Here is a 17804-nt window from a genome sequence, read left to right as displayed (position 1 = left end):
GTTCACCCGCCTATACAAAACATATGTTCTATCATAAACCAAATCCGTACAATTTACTACTCGCCTTTCACAGCCGCTACTGTTTTCAAAGCCCTGTCAAAATCTTCATACACAGCATTGCCTACAACGATCACATCCGCATGCTCTGCATACTGTTTGGCCGTTTCCGCATCCTTGATGCCGCCCCCATAAAACAAGGTTGACGTTTCCAATACAGCCTTCGTTTTCTTGACAGCTTCTATGTCTCCAAGCATGCCGCTGTATTCTAAATAAAAAATCGGCAGTTGCAGCAGCTCCGACACACGCGCATAGGCGACAATATCATCCATATTCAGATCGGCGTCCGCTTTAGTCAGTGCCGCGGCTTTGCAATCTGGATTTGCGATGCAGTAGCCCTCCGCCACGATTTCTTCCATAGACATCAGTTCTCCGTATTCCTTCATGGCTTTCTGGTGCATTCCGACAATCCAATCCGCGTTTTTGCTGTTTAATACACTCGGAATAAAATATAAGTCAAAGCCGGGAACGATCGCTTCAATCGCTGATACCTCTAGGACACACGGCACCAAAAACCGTCTTACCTTAGACATCATCCGCAGGACATTATCCTCTGTCACACCATCGCTTCCTCCGATAATGACCGCATCCGTTCCTGATTCGCAAAGAATCTCCAGCTGTTCGTCAGGCAAATCTTTATTTGGATCGAGTTTAAAGACATGCTTCCACTCCGTTACATCGTACACGTCATACGTTCCTCCATTCGTTTGTTACCATTTAAACATTATAACAAATTCACATAGCGCGGAAAAACGGAAAAAGCCGTTAATCTCGTTATTCACTGAAAAAGGTGTTTTGATTCTATTTTCATAAAAAAAGAGCATATGGCAGTACCTGCTCTCTGAGTCCTGTATCGGCAGAAGCACACATTTTTCACCAGATTCCTTCTGCTATTGTTTGGAAAGTGTTCAACTGTGGAAATGGTTACATAAAAAGGGAGGCTGAGAGATGGAAACCATCATAATAGCACTCATCGCATTTATCATAGGGATCATCGCTATCCCGATCGTCTTGTTTGCCTGGATCTACATAAAGGATGAAAAACAGCAGGAGCACTCAATTCTTCGCAACTATCCCGTCATCGGAAGGTTTCGGTATACCCTTGAAAAAATCGGGCCGGAGCTCAGACAGTATTTATACAGCAATGACAATGAGGAGCAGCCTTTTTCACGAAAGGAATATGAGCAAACCGTCATCTCCGGCAAATACAAAAGCAGAATGATGGGCTTTGGATCTGTAAGAGATTTTGATAAACCTGGCTATTATATCCGTAACGCTATGTTTCCAAAACAAAGGGAAGAAATGCACGTAAATCAAACGCCAAAAATTGAAACCCAAATCTATAAAATGGATGCTGACAATCTGTTCAAACGCAAGGAGCATGCCGAACATATCAAGGCAGACCCGTATTTTCTCCATCCTGATGATGTACAGGTGATTGGCGAGCATACATGCGAGAAGCCATTTTATGTGAAGGGCTTAGTCGGCCAGTCTGCCATGAGCTACGGTTCTCTTGGAGAACGGGCTGTTACGGCGCTCTCAAAAGGGCTCCATCAGGCAGGCGGCACCTGGATGAATACAGGTGAAGGGGGATTGTCTGAATATCACTTAAAGGGCGGCGCCGATATCATTTGCCAAATCGGACCGGGCCTATTCGGCGTGCGCAAAAGAAACGGGGAATTTTCGTGGGAGGAATTTAAAAGAAAAAGCAGGATTGACCAGATTAAAGCGTTTGAGCTAAAGCTGGCACAAGGAGCGAAAACCCGGGGCGGCCATGTGGACGGCGCCAAAGTATCAGAGGAAGTGGCAGACATTCGGAATGTCGAACCTGGAAAGTCGATTGACAGCCCGAACCGCTTTTATGAATTCTCAAACCCTCCTGAAATGCTCGACTTTATTGAAAAACTTAGAGATGTCGGACAAAAGCCAGTCGGCATCAAACTGGTCGCTGGGCATCCTGAAGAATTACATGAGCTTTTCTCTTATATGCAGAAAAGCGGAAAGCATCCGGATTTTATCACGATCGATGGAAGTGAAGGCGGTACCGGAGCTTCCTTTTACGAGCTCGCGGATACAGTCGGCCTTCCGATTATGACAGCGCTGCCTATTGTTGACACGCTTCTTAAACAGTACGGCTTGCGCAGCCAGCTGAAAATCTTTGCTTCCGGAAAGCTCCTGACTCCTGATAAAATCGCGGTCGCCTTAGCCCTCGGCGCTGACTTTGTCAACATCGCACGCGGCATGATGTTTTCCGTTGGCTGCATCCGCGCTCTCGTCTGCCACACCAACACCTGTCCGGCAGGTGTGGCGACGACAGATCCGAAATTGCAAAAAGCACTGAGCGTTGAGGAAAAACAGCATCGCGTCTGCAACTACGTCATTTCCCTGCGGGAGGGGCTGTTTAACCTTGCAGCCGCAGCAGGGATCAATTCGCCGATTCACTTTTCCAAGGAGCATGTTGTCTATCGCAAAGAGGATGGCAGTCTCATCGATATCGACAACCTGATCCATCAATTTGTTTCATAAAGAAACCGCCCTTGCCGAACGGCAGGGCGGTTCTATGTTATTTTGAAGAAGACTCAGTTTCCGTTTCCTTCACACGGTCAAGCGCCATTTCATAAGCGTCATTTCCGTAATTTAAGCAGCGTTTCACACGGGAAATCGTAGCCGTGGAAGCGCCTGTTTCTGTTTCAATCTTATGATACGTGTTTCCTTCGCGAAGCATGCGCGCCACTTCAAGGCGCTGAGCCAGCGATTGAATTTCGTTAATTGTGCATAGATCATCGAAGAATCGGTAACATTCCTCCAGGTCTTTCAGCGATAAGATCGAGTTAAATAACTGGTCCAGCTCTTTGCCGCGTAATTTATCGATTTGCATCGTTACACACCTTCTCCTTTACTAATGGAAGCCGCATCAAGATCAGGTACGATATTGATCCAAGTCTTTCCTGGCACAAACGGAAGCCACTTGCCGTCTTTTACCGGCACAATTCTGCCATTCACTTGTTTCCAGTCTGTTTCAATGACGTTTCCGTGCTGAAACAACAGACCTTTTCCTCCTGATTCCAAGTCGATGTCCCGCCTTCCATCTTGATCAATAATATGATGGCTGGCTTCAACAATGAAAATATTTTGCATTGCAACCGGCTTTCCGGTTTCCCGGTCTGTCGTTATGACACCATCAGAGCTTCTTGTATAAGATTCAGCTTTTTTATCATAGTTGTATTCGACAAGATTTGTAACGTTTTTTGTTCCATAATCTACCCGAACATTGTAAGATTCATTTGCAGGTTTTGCATCTGATGTTTGAAACAGCAGCGGATTTGTTTCCTGCTTCAGCTTATAACCCTTTTGTTCTGCCGCCTTTTTTATGTAATCATAAGACGTATAGGAATTGTGGGGCGGTTTGCTGAAATCAGCTCTCCAAAATAAGCTTCCGTCAAAATCCAATCCGTTCATATAATCGGCAGCTCCGGATTCCAGCTGCTTTTTGGCGCCGGGACTCCAGCCGTGATGGACAAATATGCTGTCAAAGCCATTGCTGAGAGTGACGAAATATTCCCGCGCGCTCCGCACAGGTCCGACAGTTTCAGGCATCTGGCTTTGGAAAATAGCCAGAAATCTTGTGATTTGCCCTTCGGCTAGCGCTTCTATGACAATGTCGGCTTTAGACAGACCCGACTGCGGCCTCGCCTTCGGGTGATTGTTCACCACAACAGCAACAGGCCGGCGTTCAGTCACCTTCTGTTCAGTCTTTAGCCCCGTTAAAGGAGCTTTCAGCTTCTTTGCAGTATCCGGGACAGCATCCTTCTGCTGGCAGGATACCAGCAGAAAAAACACGAAACACAGCGCGCAAACTGTCATCCATTTTTTCATATGTCGGCTCCCTGCTCTTTTATATTTTAACGCATTATCGATGGAAAGAGTACAGTTTTTTTCATGACGTCGAAGATTCCTCTTGGCGTAATGCGTATATACGGAAGGTGCGTACTTTGCAAAAAGAGCAGCGTATAGATAGGATCGCAAAACTCATAGCCTCTTTCAGTCAAAAGATCTCTCAGCTTTTGTTCCTTCTCAAGCACGTCTTCATACGCTTCCGAAGAGGCGCAGCCGCACAGCGCAAGCGGGATTTCATGCAGAATGTTTCCGTTCTCCGCTAAAACAATTCCTCCTCCGATTTCTTTCATGCGGGCGAAAGCGAGCAGCATATCCGCTTTATTTTTTCCAATCGCGACAATGTCGCCCGTCGTCGTAAAGGAGCTTACAAATCCCTGCACGCTTGAGGCAAACCCTTTTATCATCGTATTGACGCGCCATTTCCCGTGTCTGTCGAGCATCGTCAAATAACTTTCATCATGGTCAAACGAGAGCTGTTCCATCGAATTGTCGATCTCAATCATATATGGCTCCATAATAACCGCATTCCGCATTTTCACGCCCATCGGCATAGAAAACTGCAAGTCATCCATCGTCATATCATATGAAAGCTCAAGCGGGACAAGACCGCCTTTGTGCCAGTCCGTCTTTGTAAACGCCTTCAAATCACAGCCGTTTTCACGCAGAATGGTCCCTTTTGACAGAACAGTCACTGGATTCGGATTTAACGGATCTTCCAGTATGTTTAGCGATGCCAGTCTGCCCGGTCCGACAACTCCTAAATAATCATCCATTTGGTAATACTTTGCGATATTAAATGATGCCATATTGTAGGCGTCGATTGCAGGTACGCCTTCTTCTAACGCAATGCGAATCAGCTCGTTTGTCATGCCGCCTTTATAGAAATTCGGGGTTGCGCCATCTGTCGTGTAAAAGAAGTGGTCATAATAGCGGAAGCCCTTCTCATGCAGCTCTTGCAAGATTTTTCTTACATCGGGGCGAATGGAAGAGTTCCGAAGGGAAACATAATAGCCCAGTTCCAGCCTTCTCATCACTTCATCACCTGTCATCGCTTCATGATCACAATCCGCACCGAACAGCTTCATTTTTGTAAGCGTTTTATCAGAAGCGCCGGGAAAATGCCCTTCAATACGTTTTCTCTGTTTCTTTGTAGCTTGCATACAGTGGAGCATTAAATCATCACCATCTACCAGGCGAGGCCATCCGGTCATTTCTCCGCCTTGAATCACATCCGGATGTTCAATCCACTGTTTTCTGACGTCAAATGGAAGGACGTGGTCCTCGTTCAGAACCTCGGTCTGGAGGTCATAGCGTGACCACCAAAAATACTGGACAGGCTGCTTTTTGAGTTCATTCAAAATCGTAAGCGCTTTCTTTTTTCCGCTTTGCAAAAGCAAAAATAAGTTATCATTCACGAATGTCGTTGTTCCGTATTGAGACACATATTCCGCCAGTGTTTGGGGATTATATATTTGAAAAGGATGTGCGTGCGGTTCAATATAACCTGGCACAATGTATTTTCCTTCACAATCAATCGTATGAATTTCTTCGGCTCTATTCGGAAGTTCATGACCCACATAAACAATGCGGTCCTGATAAATCCAAATGTTTTTTTTCAGCCATTGTTTTACATATGGATTTAAGACGAGAGCATTCCGTAAAAGGAGCGTTGGAAGCAGCTTTGAGTCTACAACATCAACCTGTGCCCTGATGTCTTTGTTTTTCCAGTTAAAGGTGCGTTCGGACATTCACATACTCTCCTTTACATGTATTAGACTCATGGTATCACATCCTTCCTCATCACGCACGATAAAAACGTTACAAATTTTTGAAGGTTCGATTAAAAAACTTTTTTAAGTAAAAGGAGCGGATTTCCTTGAAGCCAAACATCAGTCTCATCAATGCCGTGTTCAGAATCGCCTGCGGATTGACGATTATGTCAGCCGCCAGTGCAAAGTTTACGAAAAAACCTTGGTGCAGAATGCATCTCTTTTACATCTTTATGGGGGCCATGAAAGCGGGTTCGGGAATCTTGCGCTTCTGTCCTGTGACCTACATGTTTCAACACAGCGATTCTGGAAATAACGAGCATCAAAACGGATAAATGGAAAAGCTTGATCACAAAACGTGATCAAGCTTTTTTTTATGCCCACCCTTTGTTTTCATATAGAAATATCCTGCAGCTGCCAGCACTGCCGGATAAAGCAGTGCCCAGCCGCTGAATGAATAAATCACCGCGCACGCCACAAATGCCCCGAGCGCCATCCACCAGCCTATATCTCTCCTGCCCAGCAGTTTCAGTGCTGCCGCCATTGTACATATGTAAGATGCGATAAAAGCCGCGCTCGGCCCTTTCAACAGAGTCGTCAAATCGATTTGAAACAGACCATGCGCTGCAAGCACTAAGCCAAACACTGCGGCCATCGCTGTCAAAACGCGAATAGGCGTACGTTTTGTCGCACTGAGTTTTCCAAAAAATACGGGTATGTGCCCCTCTCTCGCCAATGCGTACACCATTCTTGAAAAACCGGCAATATTGGCATGGATGGTGGCGAATGTAATAAACAGCGCTAAACATACCGTGACATATACACCGCTTTCTCCTGCTCCTTTTGAAATGAGCATGGCAAGCGATGCAATTTCTCCATTCTCTCCATATGAATGAGTCCCCACCGTCACAAATGACAGCATGATATACAGCCCTGCCACACAAGACGCTGCCAAAAACAAGCTGAGCGGGACATCTTTTTCAGGGCGATGAAATTCCTCAGCCAACGGGGTAATCATTTCCCAGCCTACAAAAGAGAAAAAAATCATAACTGAAACAGATCCAGCGGCAGACCAGCCATGCGGAAGAAACGGCTTGAATTCTGCTATCGTGACGTGTGGCAATGACACAGCAATAGAAGTGACAAGCAGAAATACGATGACACAAATAACGATTGTACTGATGTTTGCTGATAGTTGAATGCCTCTCATATGAAGCAAAATAGATATAGCCAGCATGCAACCAGCAATCAATGTAATCTGCCAATCGGCCGCCTCTGTGATGTAACTGACGTAATGCGCGCCAGTCAAAGCGATGATGGGAACGCCAATCGGAACGGAACCTAACATGATCCAGCCCAAAATAGCCCCGGCTTTTTTCTGAAAGGCCAGCTGCACATAAGCAGTGATTCCTCCCGCGCTGGGCGCAATTTTCACAAGCCGTGCCAGCGTGCCGACGAGAAGAAAAGATAAAAAAGACATGAATACCCAGACAAATAAAGAAGCCGGACCGGCCGTATCCGCAGTGACAGACGGCAGGATTAATATCCCGCATCCTAAAACCGCCCCAATCGTTAACGCCGTCCCTTGTATCCAAGTAATAGAGCGCTGTAATTCTGGCAACATGATGCCTCCTCTCTGATTGATGGCTTTATTATAGAAAAAATAAGACGGCATCCATATGCTACAATGAAGTTAAATCAACAGCATTACCTTACGATCAAAGGAATTTTCATTCATTCGCCTAAATATGTAAAGGAGCCGGACAAATGGACGATACAGACCTTCAGATTCTCTCGCATTTGCAGCGAAACGGCAGATTAACGATGGTTGAGCTGGGAAAGCTTGTCGGACTCAGTTCGCCAAGCGCGGCGGAGCGTGTCAGGAAGCTTGAAGACAAAGGAGTGATTACCGGGTACAGCGCGAATATCTGTTATGAAAAACTAAACAAGCATGTCACCGCTTTCATTCTCATGGAGCCGAAAAGCTGCAAGCACTACGCCGCCTTTGCAAAAGCGCACCCTGATGTAGCAGAAAACCACCGCATCACAGGGATGTACAGCTATGTGACAAAGGTCGTGACTGAATCGGTACATACGCTTGAGGATTTTATTGACGCCTCGATGGCCCATGGAAAACCAACCACGCTCGTTGTCCTTTCTTCTTCCGCTCACCACCCCGCTTTTACATAATAAAAAAACCCGCAGCTTCATCTGCGGGTTTTCCTCACTTATTTTTGGGCAGCCTGTAAAGCGCGTGCCCCAATGTCTTTTCTGAAAAAGAGTCCCGGTTTGAATATTTCATCAACCGCTTTGTACACTCGGTCTCTAGCCGCTTCAAACGATTCATCAAAAGCTGTCACATTGGCGACGCGCCCCCCGTTTGTAACGAACTCTCCGCCTTCTGCTTTCGTTCCGGCATGGAAGACCACAACCTGCTCAGTTTCTGCTGCAAGGCTGCCGATCGGCGTGCCTTTTGCATAGCTTTCCGGATACCCTTCTGATGCAAGCACAACACTCACTGCCGCGGTACCCTTCCATCTTAAGTCAACTTCCTTATCATCTAAAAGATCAAGAAGCACCTGTACCAGATCAGATTCCATGCGCGGAAGCACGACCTGTGTTTCCGGATCGCCGAAACGGGCATTAAATTCAATGACCTTCGAGCCGTTTTCAGTAAGCATCAATCCAGCGTACAAAACGCCAGTGAAGGAACGGCCTTCTTGTACCATTGCTTTTGCGGCCGGCTTCACGATGGTTTCTACAGCATGGCGGACCGTTTCATCCGAAATTTGCGGAACTGGAGAGTAAGCGCCCATTCCGCCTGTATTCGGGCCTTTGTCTCCGTCAAACGCACGCTTGTGATCCTGGGCAATCACCATCGGATACACCTTTTCCCCTTTGACAAAGGCCATCAGAGAAAATTCTTCACCAGAAAGATATTCTTCAATGACAACGGACGCGCTCGCATCACCGAACTTTTCATCTTCAAGAAAGTCATGCAAACATGCAATTGCTTCTTCCTCTGTCATAGCCACAGTAACGCCTTTTCCAGCTGCAAGTCCATCTGCTTTTATCACAATCGGAGCACCTTTTTCCTGCACATATGCCTTCGCCTCATCAAAGGATGTAAACGTGTCGTATTCTGCGGTCGGAATGTCGTATTTCTTCATTAAATCCTTAGCGAACTGTTTGCTTCCTTCGATGATCGCCGCGGCTTTTGACGGGCCGAACACGCGCAGACCCGCTTTTTCGAATTCATCCACCAGACCTTCAATTAAAGGAACCTCAGGGCCGACAATGGTCAGGCCGACCTGATTTTCTTTTGCAAATGAGACAAGCCCTGCGTGGTCGCTTTCCTCAATGTTTACAAGCTGTGCGGAAGCTGCCATGCCGTCATTTCCGGGAGCGGCAAATACATTCTCGACGAGGCTGCTTTGCGCTGCCTTCCACGCCAGTGTATGTTCTCTTCCGCCTTTACCGATAATTAATACATTCACGTCGTTTTCATCCCCTTAATGTTTGAAGTGTCTGATGCCGGTGAATACCATGGCAATGCCGTATTCATCCGCTTTTTTGATGGAATCCTCATCTCGGATCGATCCGCCTGGCTGAATGATGGCTGTAACGCCCGCTTTTGCCGCTTCTTCGACAGTATCTGGCATTGGGAAATATGCATCCGAACCGAGCGCGCTGCCCTTCGCTTTTTCCCCTGCTTGCTCGATTGCGATTTTTGCCGATCCAACGCGGTTCATTTGGCCTGCTCCCACGCCGACTGTCATGTTGTCCTTCGCGAGAACAATCGCATTTGATTTCACATGCTTCACGACTTTCCAAGCAAGCTTCAAGTCTTCCCACTCTTGCTCGTTCGGCTCTCTTTTTGTCGGAATGCTAATCTCAGCATCATCAAAGCCGTGCATATCTAAATCTTGAATCAGCAGCCCGCCTTGAACAGATGTCAGCTGTTTTTCCTTTTGAACAGCGGCGGATACGTCAAGCGTCAGCAGACGGAGATTTTTCTTCGCAGTCAGGACGTCGAGCGCTTCTTGGCTGAATGAAGGTGCAATGATGATTTCTAAGAAAATGTTGTGAAGCGCTTCGGCAGTTGCCTTGTCCACTTCACGGTTCAGCGCGATAATGCCGCCGAAGATAGATGTTTTATCCGCTTCAAACGCTCTGTCAAACGCTTCGGCGATCGTTTTTCCTGTTCCTACACCGCACGGGTTCATATGCTTCACAGCAACAGCAGCCGGCTCAGTGAATTCACGAACGATTTGAACTGCCGCATCCGCGTCTTTAATGTTGTTGTAAGAAAGCTCTTTTCCGTGAAGCTGTTCTGCTTGCGCAATGGAGCCTTTGACAGGAAGAGCTGTTTGATAGAAAGTTGCTTCCTGATGCGGGTTTTCTCCATAGCGAAGCGATTGTTTTTTCTCAAATGTCACAGTGAATTGCTCTGGTTCTTTTTCACCGACAACATTTGTCAGGTAGTCAGCGATCAGTGCATCATATGCCGCAGTATGACGGAATACTTTTGCCGCGAGCTCGCGTTTTTTCTGAAGAGATACGCTACCTTCTTCTTTGATTTGATTCAGCACTGGGCTGTAATCGGCCGGATCGACGATAACCGTGACATCCTGATGGTTCTTTGATGCCGCACGCAGCATGCCAGGTCCGCCGATGTCGATATTTTCGATCGCTTCTTCATACGTGACGTCTTCTTTAGAAATCGTTTCTTTAAATGGATAGAGGTTGACGACAACGAGGTCAATCGGCTGAATCCCGTGTTTATTGATCTGCGCCATATGCTCTTCATTGCCGCGAACCGCCAGAAGACCGCCGTGAATATTCGGGTGAAGGGTTTTTAACCGGCCGTCCATAATTTCAGGAAAGCCTGTCACTTCAGAAATTCCGATCACATCTACACCGTTTTCTTGAAGCAGCTTTTTCGTTCCGCCTGTGGAGATGACTTCAACGCCAAGCTCTGTCAGTTCTTTTACGAAAGGAACGAGATTTGTTTTATCTGAAACACTGATTAACGCACGTTTAATGGTCATGCCTTTTCACCTCTGTTATTTAATCCTAATAGCTGTTTAATCACACTCGGATACCATTTATGCTCAAGCTTGTGAATCCGCTGTTCGATTGTTTCCAATGTATCATGTTCATCAATTTCGATTGCCTTTTGAGCGATGATCGGACCTGTATCCATTCCTTCATCGACATAATGCACAGTGATTCCGGCCACCTTCACACCCGCCCGGTATGCCTGTCCGACTGCGTCGATTCCAGGAAACGCCGGAAGAAGCGACGGGTGAATGTTAATGATTTTTCCTCCATATGCTTGAAGGAGCGTATCACCGATCAGCCTCATATAGCCGGCAAGAACAATCAATTCAACCTCGTGAAGGCGAAGCTGTTCAATGATGGCTTGTTCAAATGCAGCCTTGTTTTCATAAGACTTCGGCTCAAATGCGAAGGATGGAATGTGGAATGCTTCCGCCCGTTCGATGACTTTCGCCTGCGGTTTGTCGCAAACGAGAAGCGCTGCTGACGCATCCCAGTTCTCCTCCTTCAAACGCGTGACGATGGCTTCGAAGTTTGAACCGTTTCCTGATGCAAATACCGCAAACTTTTTCATGAAAGTGCCGCACCGCCGAATGTGACGCCTTCACCTTTTTTCACACGCCCAATTAAATAGGCTTTTTCGCCATGGCTTTCAAGCGTTCCGATCACATCTGTCAGATGCTCTTCTTTGACTGCCAAAACAAAACCGATACCCATATTAAAGACGTTGAACATGTCTTCTTCCTTTAGCTTGCCGTACTCTTGCAAGAAAGAAAAAATTGGCGGGATCGGCCATGAGCCATGATCAATTTCCGCACTTAAGCCTTCCGGAAGCATACGCGGAATATTTTCTATAAATCCTCCGCCTGTCACGTGCGCCATGCCGTCGATTTTTCCGCTTTTGACCGCGGCAAGCACAGGCTTCACGTAAATCCTTGTCGGTTCAAGCAATTCCTCGCCAAGCGGGCGTTCAAACGGCTCATATGTTGTATCAAGGTCCAGCTCTGCATCATCCAGAAGCACTTTTCTGACAAGGGAAAATCCGTTGCTGTGAAGGCCGCTGGAGCTGAGGCCGATCAAAAGATGGCCCTCTTCGATGTTTTCTCCAGTCACGATTTCGTCCTTTTCTGCCACTCCGACTGAGAAACCGGCAATATCGTATTCATCAGCTGTATAGAGTCCCGGCATTTCAGCCGTTTCACCGCCGACTAAGGCTGAACCTGACTGCTCACAGCCTTCCGCCACACCTTGTACAATCTGTTCAATTTTCACTGGGTCCGCTTTGCCGACCGCTAAATAATCGAGGAAAAACAGCGGCTCTGCCCCTTGTGCTAGCACGTCATTGACACACATTGCAACAGCGTCCACGCCAATCGTGTCATGCTTATCCATGGAAAAAGCGAGCTTTAATTTTGTGCCGACACCGTCCGTTCCCGAAATGAGAACTGGTTTTTGATAAGAAAGCTCAGACAGGTCAAACATGCCGCCAAAACCGCCAAGGCTGCCCATAACGCCAAGCCGTTTCGTGCGCTCCACGTGTTTTTTCATTCGTTTTACAGCTTCATATCCGGCTTCGATGTCAACTCCTGCGTTTTTATATGCTTCAGACATCCTATTCACTCCTTTAAGGCGCTTTTCAAAATATCTCCCCGAAAGAGGGCAGAAAGAGAAAGGCAGCCTAACTGCGCTGCCTTTATGTCATTTTTCAAGTTTTATTTGGTTAATACTGCTTCTTTTACGTGAGGAAGCACTGTATCCTGGTAAATTTCAGTCGGATATTTTCCTGTAAAGCAAGCGAGACACTGTCCGCAATTCGAGTCATCGTATTTTCTGCCGATGCCTTTCAGCAGCCCTTCCACACTCAAAAATGAGAGGGTATCGGCTCCGATTTCCTGACGGATTTCTTCAACAGAATGCGAAGACGCGATTAATTCTTCATGTGTGGAAGTATCAATGCCATAAAAGCACGGATGAGCGATCGGCGGTGAACTGATTTTCACATGCACCTCTGTCGCACCCGCTTCTCTAAGCATCGTGACAATCCGGCGGCTAGTTGTTCCGCGTACGATAGAGTCATCCACCATCACGACGCGTTTGCCTTCTACAACCCCGCGCACCGCAGACAGCTTCATTCTAACGCCTTGCTCACGCAGAGCCTGGGACGGCTGAATAAACGTTCTGCCAACATAACGGTTTTTGATTAAGCCAAGCTCATACGGAATGCCTGTTGCCTCTGCATAGCCGATCGCCGCTGAAATACTGGAATCCGGAACCCCGGTTACGACGTCAGCTTCAACTGCGGATTCCTGAGCCAGCATTTTCCCAAGGTTTTTACGGGCACTGTGCACATTAATACCGTCAATATTGCTGTCTGGTCTGGAGAAATAAATGTACTCCATGCTGCAAATGGAACGATTGATATTCATGGAAAAACGCTCTGATTTCATGCCTTCATCATTAATGATCAGCATTTCCCCCGGCTCTACCTCGCGAAGGTACGTTGCGCCGACGACGTCAAATGCGCATGTTTCTGATGCGACCACATAAGCATCGCCCATCATGCCGATGGATAGCGGTCTCAGCCCGTTCGGATCAAGTGCGACAATCATTTCTGTTTCGGTCATGATCAGGAACGCATAGGCGCCTTTCAGCATAGAAAGCGAGTTTTTAATTTGATCCTTCAGCGTGAAGTGTCCGCTTCTTTTGATCAGGTGAGCCAAAACCTCTGTATCCGAAGAGGTTTGAAAGATGCTCCCTTGATTTTCGAGCTGCTGCTTCAGCTGAGTGGCATTGACAAGATTTCCGTTATGAGCAAGCGCCAGGCTGCCGTTGTTTTGGGAACGGAAGAGGAGCGGCTGAACATTTTCGTATCCGCCGCCTCCAGCCGTTGCGTACCGAACGTGCCCGATAGCGCCTTTTCCCTTTACTTTGCTGAGTTCGCCATTTTGAAATACTTCAGTGATCAGACCTTGGCCTTTGTGAGCCGTCAGCTTTTCACCGTCAGTCGCTACGATGCCAGCACCCTCCTGTCCTCGGTGCTGAAGGCTGTGGAGACCGTAATACGTGATCTGCGGGGCTTCTTCATGTCCCCAAATCCCAAAAACGCCGCATTCTTCATTTAAGCCTTTGATTTCAGCAAGCATGGGATAGCTCCTTTCCATACGCGTTCAAGCTCTTTCGTTTGCGCATGAATCATTTGTTGTCCGTCTTGGTTTTGAATCGCCAGAATTCCGTCAGCTGTTACTTCACCAATATGAACCGCATCTTTGACAGTTGCTTCAAACGCAGCTTGATGTTCTTTTTTCACTGAAACGACGAAGCGGGATTGAGATTCAGAGAATAATAACGCCGCTTCCCCTTCTACAGTCACATTAGCGCCAAGGTTTTCCGTCGTCATGACACTTTCCGCAATCGCTACGCCTAAGCCGCCTTCAGACACATCATGCGCAGATTGAACGAAGCCTTTTTTAATCGCGTCAAGCAGTGCTTTTTGACGAGACAGCTCTACATCAAGATCGATTTGCGGCGCTTTGCCGTAAATACGGCCTTCTGTCATTTTTTGCAGCTCGCTTCCCGCAAACTCTGGTTTTGTTTCACCGATCACATATACGAGATCTCCCGCTTGTTTGAAATGCTGCGTTGTAATGTGTGCTGTATCTTCAATTAAGCCAACCATGCCGATAACTGGTGTTGGATAGATCGCCGTGCCGTTTGATTCGTTATAAAGCGATACGTTACCGCCAATAACCGGTGTGCTGAGAACATTGCATGCTTCGCTTATGCCGTCTGCCGCTTTTTCGATCTGCCAGAAGATTTCCGGCTTCTCCGGGTTTCCGAAGTTAAGGTTATCTGTGACCGCAAGCGGTTCTGCGCCTGAACAAATGATGTTGCGTGCCGCTTCAGCAACAGCAATTTTTCCGCCGACTTCAGGATCAAGATAGAGATAACGCGCGTTACAGTCTGTCGTCATCGCCAGCGCCTTTTTCGTTCCGCGGATTCTGAGAACACCAGCATCAGACCCAGGAGCGACAACTGTATTCGTGCGCACCATGTAGTCATACTGATCATAAACCCACTCTTTACTCGCAATCGTCGGCTGCTGAAGAAGGGCCTTCAGCGTTTCATTCGCATCTTCAATTTGCGGAGCCGGAACGTCCGTTTCCAAAAACTCGCGATAGTAAGCAGGCTCTTGAGAAGGCTTATGGTAAACCGGTGCTTCTTCTGCCAAGGCATCAACAGGCAGCTCGCACACAACCTCTCCTTTGTGTGTCAGGCGAAGCATTTTATCATCTGTCACACGTCCGACAGAAACCGCTTCAAGATCGTACTTGTCAAAAATATCGATGATTTCCTGCTCACGTCCGCGCTCAATAACCAAAAGCATCCGTTCTTGTGATTCAGAAAGCATCATTTCATACGCGGTCATGCCTGTTTCGCGCTGAGGAATCAGGTCAAGGTTCATTTCAATGCCAGAACCGGCTTTACTTGCCATTTCTGCACTTGAGCTTGTTAAACCGGCAGCTCCCATATCCTGAATGCCGACTAAGGCGTCGCATTGGATGACTTCCAGACATGCTTCAAGCAAAAGCTTCTCCATAAACGGATCGCCGACTTGGACAGCAGAACGCTTTTCTTCAGACGAGTCTGACATTTCTTCAGAAGCAAACGTAGCGCCGTGGATGCCATCACGCCCTGTTTTCGCTCCTACGTACATTACTGTGTTGCCGACACCCTTCGCCTGACCTTTTTTGATGTCTTCATGGTTGATTAAACCGACGCACATGGCGTTGACGAGCGGATTTCCTTCATAGCTGCTGTCAAACTGCACCTCTCCGCCGACTGTCGGGATGCCGATACAGTTGCCGTATCCGGCGATACCCGCTACTACTTCTTCAAACAAGTACTTCACGCGGGGTGAAGTCAGTTCACCAAATCGAAGAGAGTTCAATACAGCGATTGGGCGTGCACCCATTGAGAATACATCACGGATAATTCCGCCTACGCCAGTCGCAGCGCCTTGGTAAGGCTCTAGAGCTGATGGGTGGTTATGTGATTCAATTTTGAACACAACCGCTTGGTTATCACCGATATCAACGATTCCGGCGCCTTCCCCCGGCCCCTGCAGCACACGCTCGCCGCTTGTCGGGAATTTACGCAGAATCGGCTTTGAGTTTTTATAGCTGCAATGCTCAGACCACATGACAGAAAAAATTCCGATTTCTGTGTAGTTCGGCAATCTTCCAAGAATGGATTCTATCAATGCAAACTCATCATCACTGACACCCATTTGCTGATACAGTTTCTCTTCTTTTATTTGTTCTTTACTTGGTTCAAGCAGTAGTGACATGAGTTTCCCTCCAATTTTTCACGATAGACTGGAACAATTTAAGACCGTCGGCGCTTCCAAGCAGTTCATCGACCGCGCGCTCAGGGTGAGGCATCATGCCTAATACATTGCCTTTCTCATTCACGACACCGGCAATGTCGCTGACACTTCCATTAATATTAGAGCCGTATGTGAAAGCAATTTGATTGTTTTCCTTTAATGAAGCAAGCGTCTCGTCATCACAGTAGAAATTCCCTTCACCATGGGCAACCGGGATTGTAATCGATTCTCCCTTTTCGTAGGAAGCTGTGAATAAGGTTTCGTCGTTCTGAACAATCAATTCAACCGGACGGCAAATGAACTTCAGATCTTTGTTGCGTCTCATTGCGCCTGGCAGCAGCCCAAGCTCCTGTAAAATCTGGAATCCGTTACAGACGCCAAGAACAGGTTTTCCTTCAGCCGCTGCTTGTTTGACAGCTGGCATAATATTCGCAAATCGGGCGATGGCGCCGCATCTTAAGTAATCGCCGTAAGAAAATCCTCCCGGAATTAACACGCCGTCGAAGCCGTCAAGACTTGTTTCCTCATGCCAGACGTATTCCACTTCATGGCCGAGCTCATCCTTTACAGCATGATACATATCGATATCACAGTTGGAGCCGGGTAACACAATCACCGCAAATTTCACTGTGCGACTACCTCCTCAACCTCGTATCTGTAATCTTCAATTACTGTGTTCGCAAGAAGTTTTTCGCACATTTCTTTCACTAGCACGTCAAGATCACGGTCAGATTTTTCAATGGTAAGCTCCATGTATTTCCCGATGCGCACATCTTGAACTTCGTTATAAGTCATACTGTGCAAGGCATGCTGGACAGCGCTCCCTTGTGGATCTAGTACACTTTCTTTTAAGCTGACATAAACTTTTACTTTATACATGATGAATGCCTCCCAGTCTTTTGAAAATCTCTTCGTATGCGTCGGTTAAGCTTCCCAGATTGCGTCTGAATAAATCTTTGTCCAGCTTTTCGTTCGTTTCTTTATCCCACAAGCGGCATGTGTCAGGTGAAATTTCATCCGCCAAAAGCACTTGCCCATCTGCATCTAGACCGAATTCAAGCTTGAAATCTATTAATCTGACATGACAATCGTCGAAAATGCTTTGAAGCTCTTCGTTTACTGTTTTTGTAATGGACTTAATGGTTTCTACCTGCTCAGGAGTCGCCGCCTTCAAAAGCCAAATATGATCTTCGGTGATGAGCGGATCACCCAGCGCGTCATCCTTGTAGTAAAACTCGATAATCGGCTGCTCAAGCTCCGTGCCTTCTGGAATGCCGAGACGTTTGGACATGCTTCCTGCCACAACATTTCTGACCACGACTTCAAGCGGCACAATCGTTACCTTTTTAATGAGCTGTTCCGTTTCCGAAATGCGCTCGATAAAATGATTGTTAATGCCCTTTGCATGAAGGTGTTTGAAAATTAAGCTTGAAATCTCGTTATTTAAGCGTCCTTTTCCGCTGATTTCTGCTTTTTTCTCGCCGTTAAAGGCAGTGGCGGAGTCTTTATACACGACATACAGCGTGTTTTCGTCATCGGTTTTGTAGATCTTTTTTGCTTTTCCTTCGTATAAAAGTTCATTCTTCACAATATTCACGGAAGGCCTCCTAACCCGAATGTTGGGAATTTTCAAA

General features: G+C 47.0%; 17 protein-coding genes. 3 read left to right on the top strand and 14 right to left on the bottom strand.

From position 1 onward, the window contains the following. Positions 1 to 56 precede the first annotated feature (56 nt). A complete protein-coding gene (locus MHB62_RS03535) occupies positions 57 to 743 on the bottom strand; it encodes a heptaprenylglyceryl phosphate synthase (RefSeq protein ID WP_032722977.1) in 687 nt (228 codons plus the stop codon). Between the two features lie 262 nt (positions 744 to 1005). On the opposite strand from MHB62_RS03535, the gene MHB62_RS03530 reads away from it, so the two are divergent. Then, positions 1006 to 2583: an FMN-binding glutamate synthase family protein gene (locus MHB62_RS03530; protein ID WP_032722976.1), complete on the top strand. Its 1578-nt coding sequence runs from the start codon at positions 1006 to 1008 to the stop codon at positions 2581 to 2583. Between the two features lie 37 nt (positions 2584 to 2620). Here MHB62_RS03530 and MHB62_RS03525 read toward each other — a convergent pair whose 3' ends face one another. Genes MHB62_RS03525 through MHB62_RS03515 form a run of 3 tightly spaced genes read right to left on the bottom strand, consistent with a single transcriptional unit; the run spans position 2621 to position 5702 of the window. Next, positions 2621 to 2935: a YerC/YecD family TrpR-related protein gene (locus tag MHB62_RS03525; protein WP_003219429.1), complete on the bottom strand. Its 315-nt coding sequence runs from the start codon at positions 2933 to 2935 to the stop codon at positions 2621 to 2623. A gap of 2 nt (positions 2936 to 2937) precedes the next feature. After that, positions 2938 to 3933 carry a DUF3048 domain-containing protein gene (locus MHB62_RS03520; RefSeq protein WP_032722975.1) on the bottom strand — a complete coding sequence of 332 codons (996 nt, stop codon included), beginning with the start codon at positions 3931 to 3933 and terminating at the stop codon, positions 2938 to 2940. A gap of 26 nt (positions 3934 to 3959) precedes the next feature. After that, positions 3960 to 5702 carry an adenine deaminase gene (locus MHB62_RS03515; protein WP_003233929.1) on the bottom strand — a complete coding sequence of 581 codons (1743 nt, stop codon included), beginning with the start codon at positions 5700 to 5702 and terminating at the stop codon, positions 3960 to 3962. 128 nt (positions 5703 to 5830) lie between these two features. On the opposite strand from MHB62_RS03515, the gene MHB62_RS03510 reads away from it, so the two are divergent. After that, complete coding sequence (locus tag MHB62_RS03510) at positions 5831 to 6058, top strand: DUF2892 domain-containing protein (protein WP_003233931.1); 228 nt, start codon at positions 5831 to 5833, stop codon at positions 6056 to 6058. Positions 6059 to 6072: 14 nt separating this feature from the next. Here the strand turns inward: MHB62_RS03510 and MHB62_RS03505 are convergent, their stop codons facing one another. Beyond that, a complete protein-coding gene (locus MHB62_RS03505) occupies positions 6073 to 7347 on the bottom strand; it encodes an APC family permease (RefSeq protein WP_029726603.1) in 1275 nt (424 codons plus the stop codon). A 143-nt stretch (positions 7348 to 7490) separates the two neighbouring features. Between MHB62_RS03505 and MHB62_RS03500 the strand changes: the two genes are divergently transcribed. Further along, entirely contained in the window at positions 7491 to 7913 is a 423-nt protein-coding gene (locus MHB62_RS03500; protein WP_003233935.1) for an Lrp/AsnC family transcriptional regulator, read from the top strand. A 38-nt stretch (positions 7914 to 7951) separates the two neighbouring features. Here the strand turns inward: MHB62_RS03500 and purD are convergent, their stop codons facing one another. The 9 genes from purD to purC form a co-directional block, all read right to left on the bottom strand. Further along, entirely contained in the window at positions 7952 to 9220 is a 1269-nt protein-coding gene (gene purD, locus MHB62_RS03495) for a phosphoribosylamine--glycine ligase (protein ID WP_032722974.1), read from the bottom strand. Between the two features lie 15 nt (positions 9221 to 9235). Then, positions 9236 to 10774 carry a bifunctional phosphoribosylaminoimidazolecarboxamide formyltransferase/IMP cyclohydrolase gene (purH, locus tag MHB62_RS03490; RefSeq protein WP_032722973.1) on the bottom strand — a complete coding sequence of 513 codons (1539 nt, stop codon included), beginning with the start codon at positions 10772 to 10774 and terminating at the stop codon, positions 9236 to 9238. Next, a complete protein-coding gene (purN, locus tag MHB62_RS03485; RefSeq protein ID WP_032722972.1) occupies positions 10771 to 11358 on the bottom strand; it encodes a phosphoribosylglycinamide formyltransferase in 588 nt (195 codons plus the stop codon). Before purN ends, purH begins: the two co-directional genes overlap by 4 nt. Beyond that, positions 11355 to 12395: a phosphoribosylformylglycinamidine cyclo-ligase gene (gene purM, locus MHB62_RS03480; protein ID WP_003233945.1), complete on the bottom strand. Its 1041-nt coding sequence runs from the start codon at positions 12393 to 12395 to the stop codon at positions 11355 to 11357. Before purM ends, purN begins: the two co-directional genes overlap by 4 nt. Before the next feature lie 101 nt (positions 12396 to 12496). Then, positions 12497 to 13927, bottom strand: a complete 1431-nt coding sequence (gene purF, locus MHB62_RS03475; protein ID WP_003233947.1) for an amidophosphoribosyltransferase — start codon at positions 13925 to 13927, stop codon at positions 12497 to 12499. Further along, entirely contained in the window at positions 13903 to 16131 is a 2229-nt protein-coding gene (gene purL, locus MHB62_RS03470; protein ID WP_015715441.1) for a phosphoribosylformylglycinamidine synthase subunit PurL, read from the bottom strand. The genes purF and purL overlap by 25 nt, the downstream gene beginning before the upstream one ends. After that, a complete protein-coding gene (gene purQ, locus MHB62_RS03465; protein ID WP_015715440.1) occupies positions 16115 to 16798 on the bottom strand; it encodes a phosphoribosylformylglycinamidine synthase subunit PurQ in 684 nt (227 codons plus the stop codon). Before purQ ends, purL begins: the two co-directional genes overlap by 17 nt. Continuing rightward, the gene (gene purS, locus MHB62_RS03460) at positions 16795 to 17049 is read right to left on the bottom strand and encodes a phosphoribosylformylglycinamidine synthase subunit PurS (RefSeq protein ID WP_003219409.1); all 255 of its coding nucleotides are present in this window, start codon (positions 17047 to 17049) and stop codon (positions 16795 to 16797) included. The genes purQ and purS overlap by 4 nt, the downstream gene beginning before the upstream one ends. After that, positions 17042 to 17767, bottom strand: coding sequence for a phosphoribosylaminoimidazolesuccinocarboxamide synthase (purC, locus tag MHB62_RS03455; protein WP_003233953.1), 726 nt, complete (start codon positions 17765 to 17767; stop codon positions 17042 to 17044). Before purC ends, purS begins: the two co-directional genes overlap by 8 nt. Between the last annotated feature and the right edge of the window lie 37 nt (positions 17768 to 17804).

Origin of the sequence: Bacillus sp. FSL K6-0255 (assembly GCF_045040725.1) — a bacterium.
Classification (GTDB): Bacteria; Bacillota; Bacilli; order Bacillales; family Bacillaceae; genus Bacillus; species Bacillus subtilis.
Note: the sequence above shows the minus strand (reverse complement) of the source record. Positions and strands in the feature narration are given on the sequence as shown.